This window comes from Lentilactobacillus kefiri (assembly GCF_009739535.1).
Lineage (GTDB): Bacteria > Bacillota > Bacilli > Lactobacillales > Lactobacillaceae > Lentilactobacillus > Lentilactobacillus kefiri.
This window is the reverse complement of sequence record NZ_CP029971.1, coordinates 83,538-107,413: the sequence shown is the minus strand read 5'-3', so window position 1 is coordinate 107,413 and position 23,876 is coordinate 83,538. Positions and strand designations below refer to the sequence as shown.

The following is a 23,876-nucleotide window of genomic DNA, read 5'->3' as shown; positions in this document are numbered from 1 at the left end:
AATTTTTTGAAATTGTATTTAATATAATTTCAACCGAGAACACCGCGTTATTTTGAGTTTGTTAACTAGAAAAAAATCGCAAATACTCAATTAACTTTGCATCACGTAGTGATGTACAGGTTAAGTTAAAAAGGGCGCATGGTGGATGCCTTGGCACTAGAAGCCGATGAAGGACGGGACTAACACCGATATGCTTCGGGGAGCTGTACGTAAGCTTTGATCCGGAGATTTCCGAATGGGGAAACCCAGCAGCTTTAATCAGCTGTTACTATATCGTGAATTCATAGCGATATAGAGGTAGACGTGGGGAACTGAAACATCTCAGTACCCACAGGAGCAGAAAGAAATTTCGATTCCCTAAGTAGCGGCGAGCGAACGGGGAACAGCCCAAACCAACGAGCTTGCTCGTTGGGGTTGTAGGACTGAACATTTGAGTTACCAAAGTTGTTGATAATCGAACAATCTGGGAAGGTTGGCGAAACAGGGTGATAGCCCCGTAGGTGAAATCAATGACCCTCAGTTCAGGATCCTGAGTACGGCGACACACGTGAAACGTCGTCGGAATCCGGGAGGACCATCTCCCAAGGCTAAATACTCTCTAGTGACCGATAGTGTACCAGTACCGTGAGGGAAAGGTGAAAAGCACCCCGGAAGGGGAGTGAAATAGTTCCTGAAACCATGTGCCTACAAGCAGTTAGAGCCCGTTAATGGGTGATAGCGTGCCTCTTGTAGAATGAACCGGCGAGTTACGGTAACATGCAAGGTTAAGGTTTAAAAGCCGGAGCCGCAGCGAAAGCGAGTCTGAAATGGGCGTTTAAGTATGTTGCTGTAGACCCGAAACCAGGTGATCTACCCATGTCCAGGGTGAAGGTGCGGTAAAACGCGCTGGAGGCCCGAACCCGTGTACGTTGAAAAGTGCTGGGATGAGGTGTGGGTAGCGGTGAAATTCCAAACGAACTTGGAGATAGCTGGTTCTCTCCGAAATAGCTTTAGGGCTAGCCTCGGACGTAGAATCATGGAGGTAGAGCCACTGTTTGGACGAGGGGCCCGTCATGGGTTACTAAATTCAGATAAACTCCGAATACCATTGATTTTTATCCGGGAGTCAGACGGTGAGTGATAAGATCCATCGTCAAAAGGGGAACAGCCCAGACCACCAGTTAAGGTCCCTAAATATATGCTAAGTGGAAAAGGATGTGGAGTTGCATAGACAACTAGGATGTTGGCTCAGAAGCAGCCACCATTTAAAGAGTGCGTAATAGCTCACTAGTCGAGTGATTCCGCGCCGAAAATTTACCGGGGCTAAGCATATTACCGAGACTGTGGACTTGACCATTAGGTCAAGTGATAGGAGAGCGTTCTAAGGGCAATGAAGCCAGACCGTAAGGACTGGTGGAGCGCTTAGAAGTGAGAATGCCGGTATGAGTAGCGAAAAATCAGTGAGAATCTGATTCACCGAATGACTAAGGTTTCCTGGGGAAGGCTCGTCCTCCCAGGGTTAGTCGGGACCTAAGCCGAGGCCGAAAGGCGTAGGCGATGGATAACAGGTTGAGATTCCTGTACTAGTTGATTATGTTTGAGCGATGGAGGGACGCAGGAGGCTAAGTTGTGCATCCAGCTGGAAACGGATGTTTAAGCCACAAGTCAGTCAAAGAGTTAAATGCTTTTTGGCGGGTTGACAAGTGGTGATGAGGACCGAAATTTAAGTAGGGAAGCAACCAACGTCACACTGCCGAGAAAAGCTTCTAGTGAGTAATCAACTACCCGTACCGCAAACCGACACAGGTAGTCGAGGAGAGAATCCTCAGGTGAGCGAGTGAACTCTTGTTAAGGAACTCGGCAAAATGACCCCGTAACTTCGGGAGAAGGGGTGCTGTGCGCAAGCACAGCCGCAGTGAAAAGGCCCAGGCGACTGTTTATCAAAAACACAGGTTTCTGCAAAATCGTAAGATGACGTATAGGGGCTGACGCCTGCCCGGTGCTGGAAGGTTAAGTGGATGAGTTAGCTTCGGCGAAGCCCAGAAATGAAGCCCCAGTAAACGGCGGCCGTAACTATAACGGTCCTAAGGTAGCGAAATTCCTTGTCGGGTAAGTTCCGACCCGCACGAAAGGCGTAACGATCTGGGCACTGTCTCAACAAGAGACTCGGTGAAATTAAGATACCTGTGAAGAAGCAGGTTACCCGCGACAGGACGGAAAGACCCCATGGAGCTTTACTGTAGCTTGATATTGGGTGTTGACACAGCTTGTACAGGATAGGTAGGAGCCATTGAGGCCGGAACGCTAGTTTCGGCAGAGGCGTTGGTGGGATACTACCCTCGCTGTGTGAACACTCTAACCCGCGCCACTTAGCGTGGCGGGAGACAGTGTCAGGTAGGCAGTTTGACTGGGGCGGTCGCCTCCCAAACAGTAACGGAGGCGCCCAAAGGTTCCCTCAGAATGGTTGGAAATCATTCAACGAGTGTAAAGGCAGAAGGGAGCTTGACTGCGAGACAGACAGGTCGAGCAGGGACGAAAGTCGGGCTTAGTGATCCGGTGGTACCGTATGGAAGGGCCATCGCTCAACGGATAAAAGCTACCCTGGGGATAACAGGCTTATCTCCCCCAAGAGTCCACATCGACGGGGAGGTTTGGCACCTCGATGTCGGCTCATCGCATCCTGGGGCTGTAGTCGGTCCCAAGGGTTGGGCTGTTCGCCCATTAAAGCGGTACGCGAGCTGGGTTCAGAACGTCGTGAGACAGTTCGGTCCCTATCCGTCGCGGGCGTAGGAAATTTGAGAGGAGCTGTCCTTAGTACGAGAGGACCGGGATGGACATACCGCTGGTGTACCAGTTGCGCCGCCAGGCGCATCGCTGGGTAGCTACGTATGGATGAGATAAACGCTGAAAGCATCTAAGTGTGAAACTCACCTCAAGATGAGATTTCCCATTCCTATATGGAAGTAAGACCCCTGAAAGATGATCAGGTAGATAGGTTGGAAGTGGGAGTGCAGTGATGTACGGAGCGGACCAATACTAATCGGTCGAGGACTTAACCAAGTAGAAATGGTGTTCAAGGTACAGAAAATTAATATTAGCTAGTTTTGAGAGAACGAAGTTCTTTCAGGAATTAAATAGTGTGGTGGCGATAGCCAGAAGGATACACCTGTTCCCATGCCGAACACAGAAGTTAAGCTTCTGCACGCCGAGAGTAGTTGGGGGATCGCCCCCTGCGAGGGTAGGACGTTGCCGCGCAAACTAGAAAGCATCGATAGTATTTACTATCGATGCTTTTTTTGATAATATCAATTTGTGACTAAAAATTGATCTCGCCGTTGTAGCTCAGAAGGTAGAGCATTTCCATGGTAAGGAAAAGGTCCCAGGTTCAAATCCTGGCAATGGCTTAATATGTGAAAGCATCGTGTTAAAAGACAAAATAAAGAACCCCATTTAACAGTTATGAGCCTGTTAAATGGGCTCTTTTAGTATATATAAGGTATTAGGTAAGAAAACGCTTTATAAAAAGTAATGGAATTATGCAATTCATTCACAAGTTACAGTTCTCGACAGCCTCATAAATGGTAAAATTACTACGTACATTATTTTTATATTTTGAGGGGGATTTTCATATGCGTAAAAGGTTCGTGCATTTTATTCAAGCTATTTTTGTTGCAATTATTTTCTTAGTTATTGGGGGAACTGCTGCAAACGCAGATTCTGCTAATTTAACTGATGGTTCATACACTGTTCCCATTACTTTGTTAAAGAGTGGAAGCAGTTCACAGTCTATGGCTAATCATTTCTTTGAGCAAACCGCACAAGTTACGGTTTCTCAGGGAAATTATAAGACCGATATTACCACTAACGGCGCAAATTACATTGCCTCAGTGACAATGGCTGGTCAAACTGCCTCACCAGTGATCACTTCTGGAAACAATGGAACTCTGACTTTTAATCTGAAGAATCCTGACAGTACCATTCCAGTTAGTTTCGTTCTGTACAACATTCCACTTATTGGGCATATTCAGGAAAGCGCAACCTTTTCATTTAGTTGGAATGATGCTGTAAAACAACAGGGGTCAGATACCACCCCAAGCACTGACACAAATTCTGATACTAATTCCAATACCAATACTGATCAGAATACCACGCCGACAGCTTCCAGTGATTCAAGCAGTGCAACCACATCAACACCAACTTCTACAAGTAGTTCTGTAACAGCACCGGTTCAACAACCAGCAGTCACAAAGAAGTCTGTTAAGACCAGTGTTCCAACTACCACGCGGAAATACGTTGTCTTAAAAGGTCACGCCAATTCTAAATCCATGGCTAATAAATACTTTACAAGAACTGCTGTTATTAAAAAGATTGCCAAGCACTACAATGTTCAATTGAAAGTTGCTTATAAGAAGAATTTGAAGTTGGGATCTAAAGCAGTTCGTCCGGTTACAATTAACGGTCGGAAAGTAAAGTCATCGGTAACGAACTATGGTAAAACCAAGAACTATTACACAATGACTTATTCATTCAACGTTTCATCATTCAAGACATTAAAGAAAATTATCAAAGGCTCCATTCATGTGGTAGTTCCACAAGCCCAAATCAATACAACTTGGCCAGTTCGTTTCAAGTTCAGTCAAAAGGCACCTGCAAAAGCTCATAAACACGCTGCAGTTGTCGCAAGTACAACTAATTTAAATTCATCAGCAAAATCTCAAGCCAAATTGCCTCAAACCGGAGATACCCAACAAATGAGTTTATCACTTGTTGGCTTAGCAATTGCATCAGGATTATCCTTTATTTGGGGGAATAATCATGAAATTAGCAAATAAAACCAAGTGGGTTTGGGGATTGCTGATAGCGGCTGGTTTGTTTTTACTGTCAACCAGCCCAGTTAGTGCACAAAGAATTGCTTATCATCCACTTCGTTATGGTACAAATCAAACGTCAATGGCCGACGGCTACTTTGTTAAGCCGGCTAACGTGGTTGTTAAAAATCATTTGTACTATGTGACGATGCAAATCAAAACTGCTAAAAGTTTATCGTCCTTTCCAGTAAAAGTGATGTGGGTCAATGGTCGGGCGCCGGTCAACGTTCGTCGGGTTAAAGACCGTGCTGGAAATTCACATGTCTATTATTCTTTTTATACCAATAATTTAAGGAAACGCATCAATGCCAAATTAGCAATCGACGTTCCCAAAGTCTACAAAGCTCACCATTTGATTTCATTTAAATTCAGTACAACTGGACTACCAAGCTTGGGCACCCGTCACCGGACGGTCGTCAAAGCTCAGACTGCTAGTGCGTCAAGTGCTAAGGTTGCTCAACAGAAAAAGAAGCAACAGCAGCCAAAGAAATCAAGTCAAGTTAGTCATCAAACGACGACAAAGCATCCTAAAAAATCAAGTAAGGTAAAGAAGCAAACGAAGAATACGCAAAAGCCGAAGAAAACGCCTGCTAAAAAGGCATCTTCTCAGCCAAGCAAGAGTAGTAATTTAACCAAACCTGCCAAACGCAACGCCAACAAGCCACATGCTAAAAAGAGTGGTGTTCCATGGATTGTCGGTGGGGTGACGTTAATTGCCGGAATTTCAGCCGGCTTATGGATTTACTTTAGACATTAAAGGGGGGCAATAGCATGAAAGGTACTCGCAAAATTGCTTTAATTGTCCTCTCCGTGATCTTAGTTGTTGGTGCACTCGCCGGAGTGTTTGTCAGTCGAATTGGTGCTGCCAATCATCAGAAAAAAGCTCGAGTGGTTGCGACGACATACGCGGTTGTCCAAATCGCTGATAAGTTAAAGCTGCCTTTGGTTGGGGTGCCAACAACCCAAAATAAAATTCCGGCTCGATATGCCCATGTTGCCAGGGTTGGAAATCCAATGAATCCCAATGTTGAAAAGATTGCCAGTTTGAAGCCAACCGTCGTTTATTCGGTTACCACACTCCAAGATCAATTTGGCAAAGCATTTAAACAGCGCCACATTGAACCTCACTTTCTGAATTTAACGAGTGTTGCAACGCTTAAAAAGACGATTACGACGATGGGAAAACAGTATGATCGGACAAGCGAAGCCAAGAATGCGGTTGATGAGATCAACCATTCCGAAACTCAGGTTAAAAATGTTGCCCACAAGCATGCTCAAAAGCCACGCGTCTTAATCCTGATGGGCTTACCAGGCGCATCATACATGATTGCCACCAATCAGTCCTATGTGGGGAATCTGGTTCAGATTGCCGGCGGTGAAAATGTCTTTTCTTCAAAAACTCAGGAATTCATTTCACCAAATGACGAAGCTATTAAAAAAGCCCAACCTCAAGTCATTTTGAGATTGGCTCATGCGCTTCCAAACATTGTCATTCCACAATTCAACGCTGCTTTTAAACATGATCCAATGTGGAAGACGCTTCCTGCTGTTAAGAACCACCGGGTTTATGATTTAACGGAGCCAAATTTTGATGCGACCGCGAACATGAAAGCTTCAAAGGCACTCCAGATTGTTTCGAACTGGCTATATCCTCAAAAGGAGGCTGGTTCCAAATGAGTCGTGCCGAAAAAATATGGTATCCAGTGATATTGGTGATGCTTGTCATCACCATTTTCATTTCAATGATGGTGGGGGCAAGCTTTATTTCTCCGCACCAGATGATTCTTGCGTTAAATGGCTCCAATCCCAATCAGCTGTCGATTATTGCAAATATCAGGTTGCCGCGCATTCTTGCGGTCATGCTTTGTGGTGGGATGCTCGCAATTGCTGGTGCCGCCAGTCAAGCTGCCTTTAGAAATGTTTTGGCGGATCCAAGTATTTTGGGTATCACCAGTGCTTCGGATTTTTTCATCCTGATCGGTGCCATGATATTACCAACTTTTTTCGCTGGTAAACTGCTGTTTGCAATCATTGGTGGCTTAGTTGCTTTGTTCCTGCTGACGAGAGGTCCGGCGTTAAGAAGTCCGTATCGGTTGATCATTATTGGGGTTGCCATGATGTTGACATTCACCGGATTCGAACAGCTTTTTTCAAATGGTTTTGGTGCTTCGTTGACTGGATCATTTAACGGGATAACCTGGTCTCAAACAGAAGGATTGTTGTTTTTGGGCGTCAGCGGAATGGCAGCTGCCGTTGTGATTTCACCTTGGGCAAATTACTTGAAGCTGTCGACAGAGCAACTCCAAACGAAGGGTGTTTCAGCATCTGTTATGCGACTGTCATTACTGCTGGTTGTCGTTTACCTGTCCTCAAGTGTCTCATCAGTAGTGGGAACAATTCCTTTTATGGGGATTGTCGTTCCCAACATTGTTAGATACCTGGTTGGCCGTGATTATCAGACAATCATTCCCTTATCCATGCTGGTAGGGGCCTGGTTGCTGCTGGTGGTCGACACCTTTGGAAGAATTGTGGTTTTGCCAAGTGAGCTGTCAGCTGCCGTCATCATGACGGTCATTGGGGGACCATTCCTGATTATCATGCTGCAAAGGAAGAATTTTAATGGAATTAAATCAAGTTAGTTATCATTATCCACACCAACCAATGCTGCTCAATAAAGTGACTGCCACAATTCCAACTGGACGCATCTTATCAATCATTGGTCCAAATGGTGCCGGCAAATCAACCTTGTTGAAACTGATGGCCGGTATCTTGAAACCCTCAGCCGGAGAGATTGACTTAAACAATCGGTCAATTTCCACAATTCCCCGGAAAGCTTTGGCAACCAAGATTGCGGTTGTCAGCCAGCAAAATAATGTATTTGACGATATGCAAGTGATGGACGTCGTCAAAATGGGGCGGCTTTCCCATCATCATTTGTTGGCCAACATTTCTGACGATGAGGTGGCTGAATATATTCAAGCAACCCATTTGAGTCAACTTGCTTCTCGCTCATTGTCCTCGTTATCGGGTGGTCAGCGACAGCGGGTCTGGCTGGCGTCGGCATTGGCCCAGGACCCCGAGTATTTATTATTGGATGAACCAACAACATACTTGGACATGCATTATCAAGCCAAGCTCATGACGATTTTAAAACAGTTAAACCAGCAAAAGCACATTACAATCATTATGGTGCTCCACGATATCAATCAAGCCTTCAAAATCAGTGATGAACTATGGCTGGTAAAAGCCGGTCGATTGATAGAAACGGGGCAGCCGGAAAAATGCTATAACCGTGACTTACTGGCGTCAATTTTTAATACCAACATCCAAATCGTGGATGTTCCGAGTTATGGGAAATATATCGTTGAAATTCCAGATTAAATTTTTAAAATTGTCCGGCGAATTGTCAAACTAAGTGCAACGGTTTGTCAAAAAATACTTCATATGGGGTTTCATAGTTTAACACTTTGCGAGGACGTTGATTTAACTGCTTTTGGCAGTGTTCAACGTCCTGTTCTGTATAATTATCAATATCTGTTCGCTTGGGAAAATATTCCCGGATTAATCCATTTGTATTCTCATTTGTTCCACGCTGTTCAGGCGAATATGGATCGGGCCAATAGACAGTAACACCTAACCTTTCGCTGATTTCATCAAGATGAAGAAATTCGGTCCCATGATCTGGTGTAATAGAATGAACAAATTCTTTAGGAATGGCCCCTAACAGTTCAACTAAGCCTTTATTTATCTCCTGCGAGTCCTTTTGCACAACCTTTTTGATAAGCGTAAGCCGACTAAGCCGATCGACAACCGTTAAAAGGATGGAGTGACCCGTTCGACCAATCACAGTATCAATTTCCCAGTCACCTATACGTTGACGCTGGTTGATAAAACCAGGGCGCTCATGGATCGAGATATAGTCGGTCTGTACTTCTCGATGTCGTCTAGTATTCTTTGAATGCCGAGTCCGATGTTTATGTCTGAGATGGCGCTGAATACCGGTATCACCACGTGAGGAGTACTTCTCACCTAAATTGTGTTGATAGATATGACGGTAAATTGTGTTGTAGCTAACACACCATTGATGTTCCTTATTAAAGCGAGCGGTAATCTGCTCTGGTGACCAGTGCAGATCTAAGATGTAATGAACAATTTGACGACGTAATTGTGGATGGCTGTCTAATAGTCGCTTCTTGTGACAATTCTGCCGCTTTTGATGATAGTCATTATCTGCTTTGCTTGGGGAATAATTACCTGCACAACGTTTTAACTCCCGTGAAATAGTGCTTGGATTTCGCCCCAGCCGTAACGCAACAGCCCGGATAGATAACCCCTTAGCTCGTAAAAACATAAGTATTTCACGTTCTTTTATAGTAAGATGTTTATAGCTCATACCGGATACCTCGAATTGTTTGATTTGGTCGTTAAACATATTCTACCCGGTATGGGTTTATTTTTTTACTTTGTGTTGCATTTCAATTGTAAATTCGCCCCACAAAAAATAGGATCAAGACAATCATCAAATTGCCTTGATCCTATTTTTAGTTAATTGAATTACTTTTTATAAATTGACTTTGGAATCCCGTAACGTGAACGGCCCCAAGTCTTTTGTAACCAAGGAACGCACCAGTAGTCCAAACCAAATGAACGACCAGAACCATTCATTAATGCAATGGCTGCAAAGACAATCCATGCATGTGGCCAAGTGGCAATTCCCATAAAGAATACGATGATCAATGCGAGGTTGGCAATCCATGTGAATAGCCCAAAGAATATCAAGCATCCAAGAATCGCTTCAATTGCGGTTAAGCCAAATCCAACTGGAATGATGACGTTGGCTGAAAAGGCATCAACCATTAAGACAATTCCCAAGAACATTCTTAGCGGAACGCTCCACAATGCGTTACTTCGACGAGCGGTAATACCAGGAAGAACTGTTCGATTGTTGTTGACTCTGAAGAATTCTTCTAAGATGTATTGCATCATGAAGTAACCGGAATGAATTCGCATGAAGTAAAGGAGGTTGGTCCCATGCTTCATAATGGTTGCGATCCAACCACGAATTCGTTTGCCGCCAAAGACTTGAGCGATACCATAGTAGGCACCAAATGAAACGGTGAAGCCCATGTTTTTATCATGGAATTCCGTATAGTTGTGATTGCCTTCAATATCAGCGGCAATGTTTGCGGCAGAAACAACGGCTTCGTTTTCAGCTTCCTGAGCAGTTTGTGGAACGGCACGTTCTGCGCCTTCCTCAGTTGCGTTGGCATCATCACCGGCAACGTAGATGCTCTTATCTTCAAATCCCTTGGCTTGAAGATATTGGTTGGTAACCAAACGGCCACCACGACCGGCATCAATCCCAAAGCTGTCGGCAACATGATTGGTTTTAACTCCGGCAGTCCAAATTAACGTATTTGTTGGAATTGAATCCTGATCCTTAATATCAACACTGTCTGGATTGACGGAAGTGATCATTGAAGAAGTGCGAATTTCAATGCCGTTCTTCTTAATGAACTTTTCAGCGTGAGCTGCATTGGTTCGATCAAGCATGTTAATAATGGTAGGTGCGGCTTCAACCAAGAGGATGTGGATCTCGTTTGGATCCAGCTTGTAATCCTTGGCCAAAACCTTCTTATAATCAATTAATTCACCGATTGTTTCGGCACCGGTAAATCCGGAACCACAGACAACAATCGTTAACATTGCCCGACGCTTCTCAGGATCACGTTCGATGGCACCTTTTGCGATGACATCACGGATGTGGGCCCGAAGACGAAGTGCATCTTCCATTGACCATAATGTGTAGCCGTTTTCTTTAACTCCGGGTGTTCCGAAGTCGTTGGGTTCACCACCCATACTAATTAGCAGGCTGTCAAATGGATAGGTGCCATTCTCACCTGTGACGACCTTTTTCTCCTTATCAACAGCAGTCACATTATCCGTAACCAACTGCACGTTTTTCTGCTTGTGAAAAATTCGTTGCAGATCGTACTGGATACTGCTTGGATCAACCCGCTCAGTGGCAACTTCATGTAATCGGGTAAGATAGGTGAAGTATGAGTGACGGTCGATTAATGTAATCTGGACATCGGAGTTGCTCTTAAAACGTTTTGCCAACTTTTTAGTCGCATAAACGCCGGCAAATCCAGCTCCAATGACGACGATGTTCTTTGTCATGAAAAGATTCCCCCTTTGAGATAATTGCAATAAGATTGCTTCTAAAAATTACAATAATAGCATAAACTAATCTTATCATCCTTATTATAAATGCGGGGTAGACAATTGTCTAATGAAAGCCATTGCAACAATTTCACAAGTCAATTTGAGGATCAAAATAGATTGATATTCTAAACGATCGATGACGCTTTCACTTTTATGAGTGGATTGTATCCACTGTGGGCTCAAATTATGAATATTTACTGATAATTATTCAGTCTTTTAATTGAATGTTGACCGGTTTCTATATACAATAGGTGTATGTGAGGATAACTCATTAATATTTAGTAAGGGGGGGATACAACAATGTTAAATGTCGGATTGTCGATGTTGGGGTTGTCACGTTTTCAATTTGCGATGACCACTGTGTTTCACTTCTTCTTCGTACCATTTTCTATTGGTTTAGCTTTTATTGTTGCAATTATGGAAACATGTTACGTTGTAACGAAGGATGACACATATAAAAATATGACAAAATTCTGGGGGAAGATTTTCCTTTATAGTTTTGCTGTAGGTGTTGTTACTGGTATTATTCAAGAATTCCAGTTTGGTATGAACTGGTCGGATTATTCAAGGTTCATGGGGGATATCTTTGGTGCACCACTAGCAATTGAAGCTTTGGCTGCATTCTTTATGGAGTCAACTTTCATTGGCCTTTGGATGTTCACATGGGATCGCTTCAATAAAGTGGTTCACTGTTTATTCATTTGGTTAACAGCTTTTGGTTCAACCTTATCTGCACTTTGGATTTTGGCAGCCAACAGCTTTATGCAAAACCCAGTCGGTTATGCAATGAATGCTGCACAACACAAAGTTGAAATGACCAGTTTCTCTGCTGTTATTATGAACCGTCAACTATGGAATGAATTTCCACACGTTATCTTCGGTGCATTCTTAACAGCTGCGTTCGTTGTTGCTGGATGCTCAGCATGGCGTTTACTTAAAAAGGATCACGAAAACTTCTATCGTAAGTCAATGAAGTTAACGTTGATCGTTGGTTTAATTGCCTGCTTAGGTTCTGTTTGGTCAGGTGATACTCAAACCCGTTATTTGATTAATAACCAACCAATGAAGTTTGCTGCTATGGAAGGCCTTTGGAAGAATTCAACTCAAAAAGGTAATTGGTCAGTTATTCAAGGTACTAAGAACCACAAGACCACTTGGTCAATTGAAGTTCCATATGCTTTGAATATTCTTGGTCACCATAGCTTGAAAGGTACCTTTAAGGGTCAACAACAAGTTAACAAAGAGTTGAAAGCTAAGTACAACAAGAATGGTCAGACACGTAATTACTACGTTCCAACCCGTACCTTGTTCTACAGCTTCAGAATTATGGCTGTATCAGCCGGATTGTTTGCACTTGTTGCAATTGTTGGATTATGGTTCAACCGTAAGAAGTCTCAAAGTATTATGAGACAGCGTTGGTTCCTATACCTGATGGGCTTAATGGTTTGGCTTCCATTTATCGTTAATACCTGTGGCTGGTTCGTCACTGAATTTGGCCGTTATCCATGGGTTGTTTACGGACTGCTGACCATTGCCGATGCGGTATCACCAACATCTACCGTCGCAAGTTTGCTGTTTACCAACATTGTTTACTTCTTGATCTTTGCTTCCTTGGGAGCTGTCATGATTATCTTGAGTCACCGGGTTCTCAAGCAGGGTCCAGATTCAGTATTGACTGACGGATACTCAAGCAAGCCTCAAGAATCAGACAAAAAGGTAGATCCATATGAAATGGGGGCGGCTCATAATGACTAGTTATCAATTTATTTGGTTCTTATTGATTGGCGTGTTGTTTAGCGGCTTCTTCTTCCTGGAAGGTTTTGATTTCGGTATTGGAATGGCCGTTCGATTCTTTGCTAAGAACCGTGACGAACGTGATACTGTGATTCAAACAATCGGACCGCACTGGGATGGAAATGAAGTTTGGCTGATCACTGCCGGTGGTGCAATGTTTGCATCATTCCCAATGTGGTATGCTTCATTGTTCTCAGGCTATTACATTGTTTTGTTCTTAATTTTGGTTGCTTTGATTTTCAGAGGTGTGTCATTTGAATTCCGTGCTAATATGCGGACCGATACTTGGCGCAACTTCTGGGAATGGGCATCAACTCTTGGTAGTTTCTTCGCCGCATTCCTATTTGGAATGATGTTCACCAGCATGATTCAAGGTGTTCCGATTGATAAGAACGGTGACATTTTTGGTAGCTTTACCACATATGTCAACTGGTTCTCTATCGTCGGCGGAGTTGCCGTTTCACTACTTTGCTTCATTCACGGATTAAACTTCCTGCGCTTGAAGACAAGTGGCGAATTAAGAGCACGTGCCGAAAAGTGGAGCAAGATTCTTTATCCGGTATTGCTTGCCGGTGAAGTTGTCTTTGTTATCTTGCTTTACTTGACCACTGATTTCTTTGCTCGTAAGCCAATGTCAACCTGGGCAATCTTAATTGCCTTGGTTATCTTCACCTTGGCAGCATGGTGGGGCGCACAATCCAGTCACGACTGGGCATCATTCATTGCCAGTGGACTTTCACTGATCAGTGTTGTTGTCTTAATCTTCAACGGATTGTTCCCACGAGTTATGATTGCAACGAACAATGCAAACTCAATTTTAATTAAAAATGCATCAAGCTCTCCATACACTTTGCATTTGATGACCATTTTGACCTTCACGATATTGCCAATTGTCTTGGTATACTTCATTTGGAGTTACTGGGTATTCTACAAGCGGATCAAGTCACCAAAGCAAGTTGCTTAATAAAGTGAGTGATAAATTCCGGGTTGTTCCTGGAGTCTAATAGTTGAAAGGCAGCAATGAACAAACATATTCATTGCTGTCTTTTGTTTTGCCCGGAATTTGCAATCAGTAGTCCTGGACTTCAAAGAAAACCATAAAGAAAAGCGCTCACATATTTCATTGTGCGCAATAATTCTTTATACTAGACACTGTAATTACTTTTTTATGGGGGAGTGAAAAGTTTGATTGATAAAAGATTGTTTGATCTGCCGGGGATGAAAAAATATGCCGGTATTTTAGGTGTCTTGGTATTCATCCAGGCAATCGCAATAATTGTCCAGGCTCGGGCATTGTCAATCGCGATTGTTAATTTATGGAATTTGCAGTCATTTAATACGGTCATTGTGCCGGCAATCGTGTTTACAGTTGCCTTCTTGGCTCGACATTTATTAACGGTGACAGAAAATCGCGTGCTTTTCCCATTCGTTGCCAAAACGAGTGGTGATATGCGGGAAGATCTGATGGCGAAAATTTTCCGTCTGGGACCTGCTGAAATTGATAAGCGCGGTACTGGAAACATCGTGACCATGGCACTTGAAGGAATTGACCAAGTCCAGACTTATTTAATGCTGGTCATTATTAAAATCTTGGATATGTCGATTACCCCATGGCTGATTTTGCTTTATGTATTGTTCCTTCGTTGGGAACAAGCTATTTTCTTATTTGCCATTTTTCCAGTTATTATTTTATTTATGATTATTCTGGGCCTCGCAGCGCAGAGTAAAGCAGATCGTCAATATGAGGGCTACCAAAGGCTGTCCAACCACTTTGTCGATACATTAAGAGGGCTGCCGACTTTAAAGCAGCTGGGGCTTTCCAAGCGGTATGCTGATAATGTTTATGAAGTCAGTGAATCATACCGGAAGGAAACCATGTCAACGTTAAAAATCGCGTTGACGTCTACTTTTGCCCTTGATTTCTTCACGACGTTGTCGATTGCCGTTGTTGCGGTCTTTCTTGGTTTTGATTTAATGGATGGCAAGGTCATGCTTCTGCCAGCCTTAACAATTTTGGTGTTGGCACCAGAGTATTTTTTGCCTATTCGAAACTTTGCCAATGATTATCACGCAACTTTAAACGGGAAAAACGCCATGAGTGCGGTGCTGGCTGTCCTTCACGAACCTGAAATGACGGAACGGGAAGTTCTCCCCGATCTTAAGTGGAACAATGATTCTACCTTGAAATTGGATCACGTTTCTTTAACGTATCCGGATACCAAACAGCCAACGCTGAAAGATATTTCGATTGATATTAAAGGGATGCAAAAAATTGGGATTATCGGGGCTTCCGGTTCAGGTAAATCCACTTTGATTAACCTGATTGGTGGCTTCCTATCACCAGACGACAAAGGCCGGATTTCAATTGATGGCCAGTCGCTGCCTCATTTAAATCAGGCAAATTGGCAGAAAAACTTTCTTTACATTCCCCAAAATCCATACTTGTTCCATGCAACTTTAGCGGATAATATTTCGTTCTATGTTTCAAACGCAACTGAATCTGAAATTAAAAACGCTGCCGATAAAGCCGGGTTGAGTAATTGGATCAAAACGTTACCGGATGGGTTGAACACCATGATTGGTGAAGGTGCCCGAACGGTTAGTGGTGGTCAGGCGCAACGGATTGCGTTGGCCAGAGCATTTCTTGATCCAAGCCGAAAAGTGTTGTTGTTTGACGAACCAACCGCCCATTTGGACATTGAAACTGAAGCAAGCTTGAAGAATGATATTTTGCCGGTCTTTAACGACCATTTGGTATTCTTTGCCACTCACCGGCTTCATTGGATTGGCGACATGGATTATGTTTTGGTCATGGATCATGGCCGTTTGGTTGAGCAGGGAACGCCTGATGAGTTGGCTCAACGAAATGGTGATTACGTCAAGCTTCGTTCAGAAATGGGGGCGGCAGACCTATGAAAAATTTGAGAAAAACATTTGCGAATGATACATGGGTTATGCCTTATCTCCATAAATATAAGGGCTTGTTAATCCTGGTTCTGTTCTTGGGGTTCATGACGTTCTTCTCCGGCGGTGCTTTGATGTTTAACTCCGGTTATCTGATTAGTGAAGCCGCCCGTCAGCCATCCAGTATTATTTATATTTATGTCCCAGTTGTTTTGGCAAGGGCATTCGGAATTGCCCGACCAGTTTTTCGATATATTGAAAGATTGACCAGTCATAACTGGGTTCTTCGGATCGTTTCCGATTTTCGAAAGAAATTGTATCAAACTGTTGAAAGTAAAGCATCTGCCATTCAAAGATCTCATCAAACCGGTGATATCCTAAGTATTTTGGCGGATGATATTGAACATATTGAAAACCTTTATCTTCGAACCGTGTTTCCAATGGTCATCGGTTGGCTGTTGTACATTTTCGTGGTCATCGGTGTCGGTTCACTCAACTGGGTTGTCGGCCTGCTGATGCTTTTGTTACTTGGTGTTATTACAGTTGTCATGCCATTGGCGTCGGTTGCAACCAACGGTGTTCGTGAATTCAAGCAGCACCAGATTCAGCATGAATTTTACACAAACCTGACTGATGAAGTATTGGGACTTGGCGACTGGCTGATTTCAGGGCGTTATGACGATTTCATTAATTTACAGAAAAAGCCGATTAAAGAAATTGCCGCGCTTCGTAAAAGGGATCACTACTTCCAGTGGTGGCGTTCATTCTTCGTTCAGTTTATGGTTCTGTTGACAACGTTGACGCTATTGATTTGGTCAGCAAATCAATTTACCGCCACAAAATCGTTGGCTAACTGGGTAGCAGCATTTGCCCTGGCTATTTTCCCAGCGGTTTCGCCATTTGTGAACATGAGTCAAGGTGCCAGCGAGTGGCCGGTATATCGGCGCTCAATTGAACGGGTCAACGCGTTGGATTCAGGAGACAAAGAACCAGTTAAGCAGACTACTTTGGCGGAACCTTTCAAAGAACTGGCAATTAATCATTTGACGTTTAAATATTCCGACGGTAATCGGGATGTTGTTAAGAATATTTCGATGGATATTCATCCTGGTGAAAAGATCGCATTGTTAGGACCTAGCGGAACCGGGAAGAGTACTTTCTTGAAATTAGTTGTCGGTGATTTGACACCTTCTGAAGGTCAGGTCTTGGTTAATGATCAAAACATTTTGAACCTCCAAGATGTCCGTTCGTCATTGTTTGGAATTTTGGATCAACAACCATACTTGTTTGATACCACGGTTATGAATAATGTCCGGCTGGGAAATATTCATGCCACTGATCAGCAGGTCAAAGACGCGATTGCTGCAGTTGATTTGAAGGATCTCATCGAATCACTGCCGGATCAGTATGATACTCAGGTCCAGGAAGCCGGCAAGCGGTTTTCTGGAGGAGAGCGTCAGCGATTGTCACTGGCCAGAATTTTGCTTCAGGACGCACCAATTATTATCTTGGATGAACCAACGGTCAGCTTGGATCCAATTACTGAAAAGAAGTTGTTGGACAAAGTGTTTGAGCTGTTGAAAGACAAGACAATTATTTGGGTAACTCACCATTTGGCAGGAATTACCCATGTCGATCAGGTCCGTTTCATGGAGCATGGTCAATTCGATATGCAGGGCACTCCACAGGAATTGTACAAGAAGGAACCTAGATTCAGACAGTTGTATGATTTGGATAGGGGAAGATAATAGAGTGTGAGCCAAGCCGCTTAACTTCTGAGCATTTATGTAATAACGGATTTTGGCACGGTTCGTGCCGGAATTCGTTATTGGATAAAGCGGAGGAAGTTGGCTTGGGGAACACGTTTCAGCAAACCAAAATTAACCCACAAAACAAAAAAGATTGCCACCCTCAAGGAAAATATCCTCGAGCAGGTGGCAATCTTTTATTTTAAATACTTATTGCTTGCGGGTCAGCAGCATCTTGGTCAGCTTTTCAAGATCATGCTTGGCCTTTTGCTCAGGCAGCTGATTGATCAGCCCCAATGCTTTGTCCGTCAGGGAATCAGCCGTTTGAATTGCTTTTTCCAATCCACCGGAACTGATGACAATTTTTTGAATCTTGGCAATGTCTTCATCCGAAAGCTGTTCGCGTTTATCTAATAATGGCTTTAAATCCTGATGATCCAGTTGGTTGGCAAATATTAACGGAAGTGTGTATACCCCAGACTTCAAGTCTTCCAAGACCGGTTTTTTGGTTTGCTTGGAACTCCCACTGTAATCCAAAATATCATCTAGAATCTGGTAGGCTTGACCGATTGTGAGTCCAATCTCACCACCGAGTTCAACGATTTCGTCAGATGCATGGGTGATGATCGCACTTTGTTGGAAACAAAGTTTAAACAGTTCGGCTGTTTTTCCGGTAATCTCTTGGAAATAGTCGGCTTCAGTCATTTTTTGATTGAAATTGTATTGCATTTGGTCGAGTTCACCAGCCAGGATGATTTGCATGGCGTCCACGTGTCGCTTCATATCAGCCGGTTCTTGGGTGGACTTTAACACTTGGGTAAAGTAACACGTAAAGAGGTAATCACCGGCGTAAATGGCGTGTTTTTGGCCATATTTGACCTGAATTGTCTCAACGCCCCTTCGAAGTGGTGACTCATCGATGACATCATCATGAATGAGGGTCGCCACATGCAGCAGTTCGACCGCTGCCGCACCAGCTTTGACCTTTGCCGGGTCGATTTTTTCACCAAACTCAGAATAGATGTAAAAGAAGCCGGGGCGCAAAAACTTTCCGCCGGACTTTAACAACTGGGTGATTTTGTGGTGAATCGGCTGATTGGAAAGGTTAACTGCCTTTAGCAGATAGGGTTCCAAAGCCGTTAATTTTAAATTAATGCGTGGAAATTGACGCCAGAGTGCATGAACCATGGTATACCTCAATTGAATAAAATTTTAACTACATCATCTAAGATACAAATTCCGCAGGGACTTGTCAATTAAGGATACGTGGAATTATGCTTGAAGTGTTCTACAATGGATTTGAGATTTATCCAGCACAAGCACTTAATACTAATAATTAATGAATCGTATTTTCATTATGACGGAGGGGTATTTGATGACAAAACAATATGATGTTGTCATTCTCGGTGGTGGTGTTGCCGGTGGTTCTTTGGCGCACTCATTGAGAAGACAAAAAAAGACGGTTGCCGTCGTTGAGGACAACCTATTTGGAGGGACTTGCCCCAACCGCGGGTGTGATCCCAAGAAAATTTTGTTAGCTGGGCTTGAAGTGACCCAGTTGGTTGACGATATGCAGGGAAATGGGATTTCAGGTAAGGTTAGCGTCAACTGGCCTGATCTGATGCGCCACAAGCGTCAATATACGAATCCAATTTCAAACGCCACCCAAAATGGGTTAATTTCTGATGGAATTGATACCTACCATGAACATGCTCATTTTAATCAAGATGGTCTGATTGAAGCTGGTAGTGATCTTCTTTCCGGAGATAAATATGTCATTGCCACCGGCCAACGGCCATCAATCTTGGATATTCCGGGAAAAGAACTGTTTAAAACCAGTACCGACTTTTTGAACCTTGATCAAATGCCATCTGACGTGACATTTATTGGTGGCGGCTACATTGGGTTTGAATTGGCTGGAATCGCGCATGCGGCTGGCGCCAAAGTTCACTTGATCCACCATAATGATCATCCACTGAAACAATTTGACCAACAACTTGTCAGCCAAGCAGTTGATCACCTTAAAAAATTAGGCATTGATTTTCACATGGATACTGACGTGAAGGAAGTTACTCAGGTGGGAGACCAATTGGTTCTTTCCGGAGATGATTTCCGACTGCCAACAGATATGGTCTTTTGTACCGCAGGCCGGACACCAAACGTTGACACGATTGGCCTGGAAAACGTGAATGTCAAAACTGATAAACATGGGGTCGTTGTGAATGACTATCTGCAGACATCCAATCCCAATATATTTGCAATGGGGGATGTCGTCAGCACCAAGCGGCCAAAGCTGACACCCGTTGCCGGTTTTGAAGCCGGTTATTTGGCTAAATACTTTAACGGGTCGACTGATAAGATTCAGTTCAAATCAATTCCGACCATTGTCTTTGGCCAGCCGGCACTGGCACAAGTCGGACTGCCTTCCAGTATTGCTACCGATGAAAGCCGATATATGCTGATTACCAATGATATGTCTGCCTGGTACAGTTACCACCGATTAAACGAACCGCTTGCCAAAGCCAAAGTGGTTATTGATCGGGATACGGAAACGGTAGTTGGAGCCACAGTTTTGAGTAATCATGCCGACTATCTGATCAATATCTTTACCTTGATGATTGATCAGCAAATGAAAATTAGTGATTTCAATAAAGAGATCTTAGCTTATCCAACCTTTGCCAGCGATGTTCAGTACCTGATATAGTCAACTTGGTTGGGACACGTGTTGGAAGAAAGATAAATACAAAAACCGGGTCATAAGTATTTTTACTTATGACCCGGTTTTTGAATACTGTCTATTTTACTTTTTAATCTGCTTTTCAATTTTGATTTTTCTATCAGTAACACTGTCATCTGAAATCAGTGGGGTAACATCGCCCAAACTGATCAGCGTCAACTGGTGCATGGCCCGGGTAATGATTGTATACAGGGTTCCCAGAAGGCTTTCATTTGGATAGTTCTTTTCGGAAGTGTCCCAGGCGATGACGGAATCAAATTCCAAGCCCTTTGCCAAGTAGATCGGCAGAACCAGAAGACCTTTTGGCAATGTTCGGTCGGCATCCTGCAGCAGTGTCACGTCGCCCAATGCATGCAGCTTTTTGTAAACCTGTTCAGCTTCCGCCATGTTTTTGGTTAAAACGGCGACGGTGGCATATTGCTTTCGTTGGTCTGCCACAACCTTGCGGAGTTGTTTGATGCCGTCAGCAAAGCCACCAGCCAAAATCAACTCGGGGATGCTGCCGGGGCGGTTGAACGCTTCAATATCATCGCCGTTTGGCAAAATTGATGTGGCAAAGTTGGTAATCGGCAGGGTGGATCGATACGAACGCATCAGGCTGATCAACCGTGACCGACGCACGTGGAAGGCGGCATTTAATTTATTGAGGATTTCTTCAGGCTGTTCAACGTCTTTGAATAATGCCTGCTCGCTGTCACCCAATAAAGTCCATTTGGTCTTTGGAAAGGCGTAACGAAGGTATTTCAGTTGGGCAACCGAATAGTCCTGCATCTCATCGACAAACAAATATTTCATGGTATTGTTTTGGCCACTGTTACACATATAGTCGCGCATATAAAGAAGTGGGGCACAATCATCCAACTTAATTGAGTGAAATTCGATTGAGTGGTTAAATTCATCAACAGATTGTTGCCACTGTGGTGTTTGAATGTTTTGGGGCAGGTCCACTTTCTTTAAGAAGTCTGCATATTGCAGGTAGGCATCAAAAAAGTTGTCATTGAAAATCGCATCATAGACGACTCGCAGCCGGTCACTGACAATCTTGCGGGCGATGTAAAAGCGTTCGGCATCTTCGTTTTGAAATTCGCCAAGCTCTTTTCCACCCAACAAATCGTGATATTTTTCGTTACTCAACTGGTCGATTTCATCGTTGACCCAATCTTCTTTGGTTTCATCATCAATTCTGTGCTTGAGGCGTTTGATCAATTCATTCTTGGTCTGCAAGAAGCGGTCATAAATCTTGGCAGCCTTTGGAAAACTGTCGAAAATGTCTTGAATTTCTTTTTTACTGAAAAAGGTTGATTCGTTAAAAATGATGTCGCTGAAAAAGATTTGTGATGGCTGTAAATTATCACAGTATTCCTGAACTTCATCCATAAACTTGGCAGATTCCTTGAATGCTCGAACCAATCGTTGCTGTTCGGACAAGTCGCCATCGGTTTCATAACGTTCAAATAAACTTTGAACGTTTAAGCCCTTTAAACGATTATCAATAAATTCATCAAAAGTGACCTGCCGCATGTTGCGTTCACCCAAACTTGGCAGGACTTCTGAAATATAGTGGCTGAACAATTTGTTGGGTGAAAACAGGATAATCTGATCTGCTTCCAAAGTGTCTCGACTGTGGTACAGCAGAAAAGCAATTCTCTGCAAGATTGCGGAGGTTTTTCCCGAGCCGGCAACTCCTTGAACAACTAACAGATTACTCTTGGTATCTCGAATAATATCGTTTTGCTCATGCTGAATGGTGGCAACAATGTTTTGCATATACTCGTCATTTTGCTCACCCAAGGCACTTTGCAGCATTTCATCACCAACGGTTTCGTTGGTGTCAAACATGTTGCGGATTTGGCCGTCAACAATTTGGAACTGACGTTTTCGCTTGAGAGTCGTTTTCTGTTCACCCATCGGCGTTTCATAACTGACCTCGCCTAAAGTTCCATTATAGTAAACACTCGAGATTGGTGCCCGCCAGTCATAAACGAGGAACTCACCGTCTTCATTTTCAAATGAGGCGATGCCGATATACAATCTTTCGGTTTCCTCTTCGTCGTCATCTTGAATATCAATTCGGCCAAAGTATGGTGACTTCTTTAAATCCTTTAAAGTCGAAAGCTGATTTTTTAAAATGCTCTCGTTTTCAGTTAACCGAGAAACCAAGCCCCGTTGTTGCTGGAGTTCGGCACTGGTTTCAATTCGGTCATCAACTTCAAAATAGTTAACTGAAGTGTTGTCGGAATAGGTCTGTTGAACCTTTTTGGTTTCTGCGTGGGCCCGATTCAATTCATCGTCGGTACTGATGATTTTCTTTTCGATTTTTGAAACGACTTTGTCCACACGCACTTGTTCATTTTTTTGTTCATTATTTTCCAAAAGGGTTCCTCCATTCGGATTCGTGACGTCGGTTAATTAAGAATGCTTCGACAATTTTAGTTGGTATTTCAGGGGATGTCAATGTAGTCGACCATTGAATTTTGGTGAACGGCTTTTCTGTTTTTGAATTAATTTGAAGCGTATAATTTTAGGTGTGAAGAAAACGGAAGGGATGGGAATATGAAACTGTTAAATTTATTTGGTTTGACGGCTGAACAGATCTCCAAACTCAATAAATTGGGGAACGTTCAAGTTCTTGACTCAACTGATTTAAATTCTGAAAATATCAGTGATATTGACGTGATTTATGGTTGGGGAAAGCCGGCAATGGAGGTTCTTTCCAAATCACCAAAGCTGAAGTTGGTCCAATCCAACTCTGCCGGGGTTGACTACATGCCATTGAGTCAACTGGCTAAGAAAAAGGTCACATTGACCAATGTCAGCGGGATTCACGCCGAACCGATCAGTGAGATGGTTTTGGCCTATGTTCTGTCATTTGCCCGGGGCGTTGTGACCAGCCAGGCTGCCCGTCGCGATAAACAATGGGTTGGTGACAAAATTCGAATGAATAATTACACGTTGCCCAATCGGACGGCAGTCATTTTTGGAACCGGTCATATTGGCAAGGCAATTGCTGAAAAGCTGCAGGCATTTGGTACCAAAACAATTGGTGTCAGCCGTCACGGAAAACCCGTTGACCACTTTGATGAAGTCGTTACAGACACTGAGGGAACCAAGCGGGCCGCCAAAGCCGACTTTGTGATTAACATTATGCCGTTAACCTCAGAAACCAAGCACTTTTTCAATCAAACATTCTTTGATCAAATGGTCAACCAGCCGGTCTTCATCAACGTTGGCCGCGGCCCCTCAGTAGATACGCAGGCATTAATCAACGCATTGAACACCTCCAAGTTGGCCGGTGCCGGCCTGGACGTGTTCGAGTCCGAACCACTGGAAGCTGATTCACCATTATGGGGGATGGACAATGTCATTTTGACTCCCCATATTTCCGGTGGCTTTAAGGAATACGGTGAGGAATCCTTTGACATTTTGTATAAGAACCTTGCCAGCCTGATTCAAACTGGTGACGCAGCAATCAACAAAGTCGATTTATCAGCCGGCTATTAGGAAACAAATTTTCATTATAAATCCCATGAATCAGGGTTTACATTTAGCCGTTTTATAAGTAAAATTAGAGTGTTATTAAAAAGTGAGTAGAATCGTCAACGACAGAGAGGTCGATTTGCT

The 23,876-nt window shown here is 43.5% G+C and carries 15 protein-coding genes, 1 tRNA gene and 2 rRNA genes; 14 read left to right on the top strand and 4 right to left on the bottom strand.

Features of this window, described 5'->3' with window-relative positions; translation table 11 throughout:
- Positions 1-118: 118 nt before the first annotated feature.
- From DNL43_RS00550 to DNL43_RS00515, 8 genes are all read left to right on the top strand, one after another.
- Positions 119-3,039 (top strand): 23S ribosomal RNA (locus DNL43_RS00550).
- A 78-nt stretch (positions 3,040-3,117) separates the two neighbouring features.
- Positions 3,118-3,234: ribosomal RNA gene (gene rrf, locus DNL43_RS00545) — 5S ribosomal RNA — on the top strand.
- Positions 3,235-3,310: 76 nt separating this feature from the next.
- Positions 3,311-3,383 (top strand) — tRNA-Thr (locus tag DNL43_RS00540).
- Between the two features lie 225 nt (positions 3,384-3,608).
- A complete protein-coding gene (locus DNL43_RS00535) occupies positions 3,609-4,811 on the top strand; it encodes an NEAT domain-containing protein (protein ID WP_056983141.1) in 1,203 nt (400 codons plus the stop codon).
- Complete coding sequence (locus DNL43_RS00530) at positions 4,795-5,604, top strand: NEAT domain-containing protein (protein WP_056983143.1); 810 nt, start codon at positions 4,795-4,797, stop codon at positions 5,602-5,604. Before DNL43_RS00535 ends, DNL43_RS00530 begins: the two co-directional genes overlap by 17 nt.
- A gap of 14 nt (positions 5,605-5,618) precedes the next feature.
- On the top strand, positions 5,619-6,524 hold the full coding sequence (isdE, locus tag DNL43_RS00525; protein WP_056983145.1) for a heme ABC transporter substrate-binding protein IsdE: 906 nt from the start codon (positions 5,619-5,621) through the stop codon (positions 6,522-6,524).
- A complete protein-coding gene (locus DNL43_RS00520; protein WP_056983147.1) occupies positions 6,521-7,486 on the top strand; it encodes an iron ABC transporter permease in 966 nt (321 codons plus the stop codon). Before isdE ends, DNL43_RS00520 begins: the two co-directional genes overlap by 4 nt.
- Entirely contained in the window at positions 7,467-8,228 is a 762-nt protein-coding gene (locus tag DNL43_RS00515; RefSeq protein WP_054769874.1) for an ABC transporter ATP-binding protein, read from the top strand. Before DNL43_RS00520 ends, DNL43_RS00515 begins: the two co-directional genes overlap by 20 nt.
- A gap of 25 nt (positions 8,229-8,253) precedes the next feature.
- On the opposite strand, the gene DNL43_RS00510 is transcribed toward DNL43_RS00515, so the two are convergent.
- Both DNL43_RS00510 and DNL43_RS00505 read right to left on the bottom strand, forming a co-directional pair.
- Positions 8,254-9,240 (bottom strand): IS30 family transposase, encoded by a 987-nt coding sequence (locus tag DNL43_RS00510; RefSeq protein WP_014562415.1) that lies wholly within the window; start codon positions 9,238-9,240, stop codon positions 8,254-8,256.
- 161 nt (positions 9,241-9,401) lie between these two features.
- Positions 9,402-11,027, bottom strand: a complete 1,626-nt coding sequence (locus DNL43_RS00505) for an FAD-dependent oxidoreductase (RefSeq protein WP_054769094.1) — start codon at positions 11,025-11,027, stop codon at positions 9,402-9,404.
- Between the two features lie 345 nt (positions 11,028-11,372).
- Here DNL43_RS00505 and DNL43_RS00500 point away from each other — a divergent pair, with 345 nt between their 5' ends.
- The 4 genes from DNL43_RS00500 to cydC all read left to right on the top strand — a co-directional run bounded on the left by DNL43_RS00500 (position 11,373) and on the right by cydC (position 17,518).
- A complete protein-coding gene (locus DNL43_RS00500; protein WP_054769095.1) occupies positions 11,373-12,827 on the top strand; it encodes a cytochrome ubiquinol oxidase subunit I in 1,455 nt (484 codons plus the stop codon).
- Positions 12,820-13,830, top strand: coding sequence for a cytochrome d ubiquinol oxidase subunit II (gene cydB, locus DNL43_RS00495; protein ID WP_054769096.1), 1,011 nt, complete (start codon positions 12,820-12,822; stop codon positions 13,828-13,830). The genes DNL43_RS00500 and cydB overlap by 8 nt, the downstream gene beginning before the upstream one ends.
- A 221-nt stretch (positions 13,831-14,051) precedes the next feature.
- Positions 14,052-15,782 carry a thiol reductant ABC exporter subunit CydD gene (gene cydD, locus DNL43_RS00490; protein WP_056982647.1) on the top strand — a complete coding sequence of 577 codons (1,731 nt, stop codon included), beginning with the start codon at positions 14,052-14,054 and terminating at the stop codon, positions 15,780-15,782.
- Positions 15,779-17,518 carry a thiol reductant ABC exporter subunit CydC gene (gene cydC, locus DNL43_RS00485; RefSeq protein ID WP_156644959.1) on the top strand — a complete coding sequence of 580 codons (1,740 nt, stop codon included), beginning with the start codon at positions 15,779-15,781 and terminating at the stop codon, positions 17,516-17,518. Before cydD ends, cydC begins: the two co-directional genes overlap by 4 nt.
- A gap of 210 nt (positions 17,519-17,728) precedes the next feature.
- On the opposite strand, the gene DNL43_RS00480 is transcribed toward cydC, so the two are convergent.
- Entirely contained in the window at positions 17,729-18,706 is a 978-nt protein-coding gene (locus tag DNL43_RS00480; protein ID WP_056982651.1) for a polyprenyl synthetase family protein, read from the bottom strand.
- Between the two features lie 187 nt (positions 18,707-18,893).
- Here DNL43_RS00480 and DNL43_RS00475 point away from each other — a divergent pair, with 187 nt between their 5' ends.
- The gene (locus DNL43_RS00475; protein WP_056982653.1) at positions 18,894-20,222 is read left to right on the top strand and encodes a dihydrolipoyl dehydrogenase family protein; all 1,329 of its coding nucleotides are present in this window, start codon (positions 18,894-18,896) and stop codon (positions 20,220-20,222) included.
- Positions 20,223-20,318: 96 nt separating this feature from the next.
- Here the strand turns inward: DNL43_RS00475 and helD are convergent, their stop codons facing one another.
- Positions 20,319-22,628 carry an RNA polymerase recycling motor HelD gene (gene helD, locus DNL43_RS00470; RefSeq protein ID WP_056982654.1) on the bottom strand — a complete coding sequence of 770 codons (2,310 nt, stop codon included), beginning with the start codon at positions 22,626-22,628 and terminating at the stop codon, positions 20,319-20,321.
- A 180-nt stretch (positions 22,629-22,808) separates the two neighbouring features.
- On the opposite strand from helD, the gene DNL43_RS00465 reads away from it, so the two are divergent.
- Positions 22,809-23,756 (top strand): phosphoglycerate dehydrogenase, encoded by a 948-nt coding sequence (locus DNL43_RS00465; RefSeq protein ID WP_056982656.1) that lies wholly within the window; start codon positions 22,809-22,811, stop codon positions 23,754-23,756.
- Positions 23,757-23,876 lie beyond the last annotated feature (120 nt).

Coding starts and splice junctions, on each gene's coding strand:
- DNL43_RS00535 (WP_056983141.1), top strand. CDS start 3,609: ATGCGTAAAAGGTTCGTGCATTTTATTCAAGCTATTTTTGTTGCAATT.
- DNL43_RS00530 (WP_056983143.1), top strand. CDS start 4,795: ATGAAATTAGCAAATAAAACCAAGTGGGTTTGGGGATTGCTGATAGCG.
- isdE (WP_056983145.1), top strand. CDS start 5,619: ATGAAAGGTACTCGCAAAATTGCTTTAATTGTCCTCTCCGTGATCTTA.
- DNL43_RS00520 (WP_056983147.1), top strand. CDS start 6,521: ATGAGTCGTGCCGAAAAAATATGGTATCCAGTGATATTGGTGATGCTT.
- DNL43_RS00515 (WP_054769874.1), top strand. CDS start 7,467: ATGGAATTAAATCAAGTTAGTTATCATTATCCACACCAACCAATGCTG.
- DNL43_RS00510 (WP_014562415.1), bottom strand. CDS start 9,240: ATGAGCTATAAACATCTTACTATAAAAGAACGTGAAATACTTATGTTT.
- DNL43_RS00505 (WP_054769094.1), bottom strand. CDS start 11,027: ATGACAAAGAACATCGTCGTCATTGGAGCTGGATTTGCCGGCGTTTAT.
- DNL43_RS00500 (WP_054769095.1), top strand. CDS start 11,373: ATGTTAAATGTCGGATTGTCGATGTTGGGGTTGTCACGTTTTCAATTT.
- cydB (WP_054769096.1), top strand. CDS start 12,820: ATGACTAGTTATCAATTTATTTGGTTCTTATTGATTGGCGTGTTGTTT.
- cydC (WP_156644959.1), top strand. CDS start 15,779: ATGAAAAATTTGAGAAAAACATTTGCGAATGATACATGGGTTATGCCT.
- DNL43_RS00480 (WP_056982651.1), bottom strand. CDS start 18,706: ATGGTTCATGCACTCTGGCGTCAATTTCCACGCATTAATTTAAAATTA.
- DNL43_RS00475 (WP_056982653.1), top strand. CDS start 18,894: ATGACAAAACAATATGATGTTGTCATTCTCGGTGGTGGTGTTGCCGGT.
- DNL43_RS00465 (WP_056982656.1), top strand. CDS start 22,809: ATGAAACTGTTAAATTTATTTGGTTTGACGGCTGAACAGATCTCCAAA.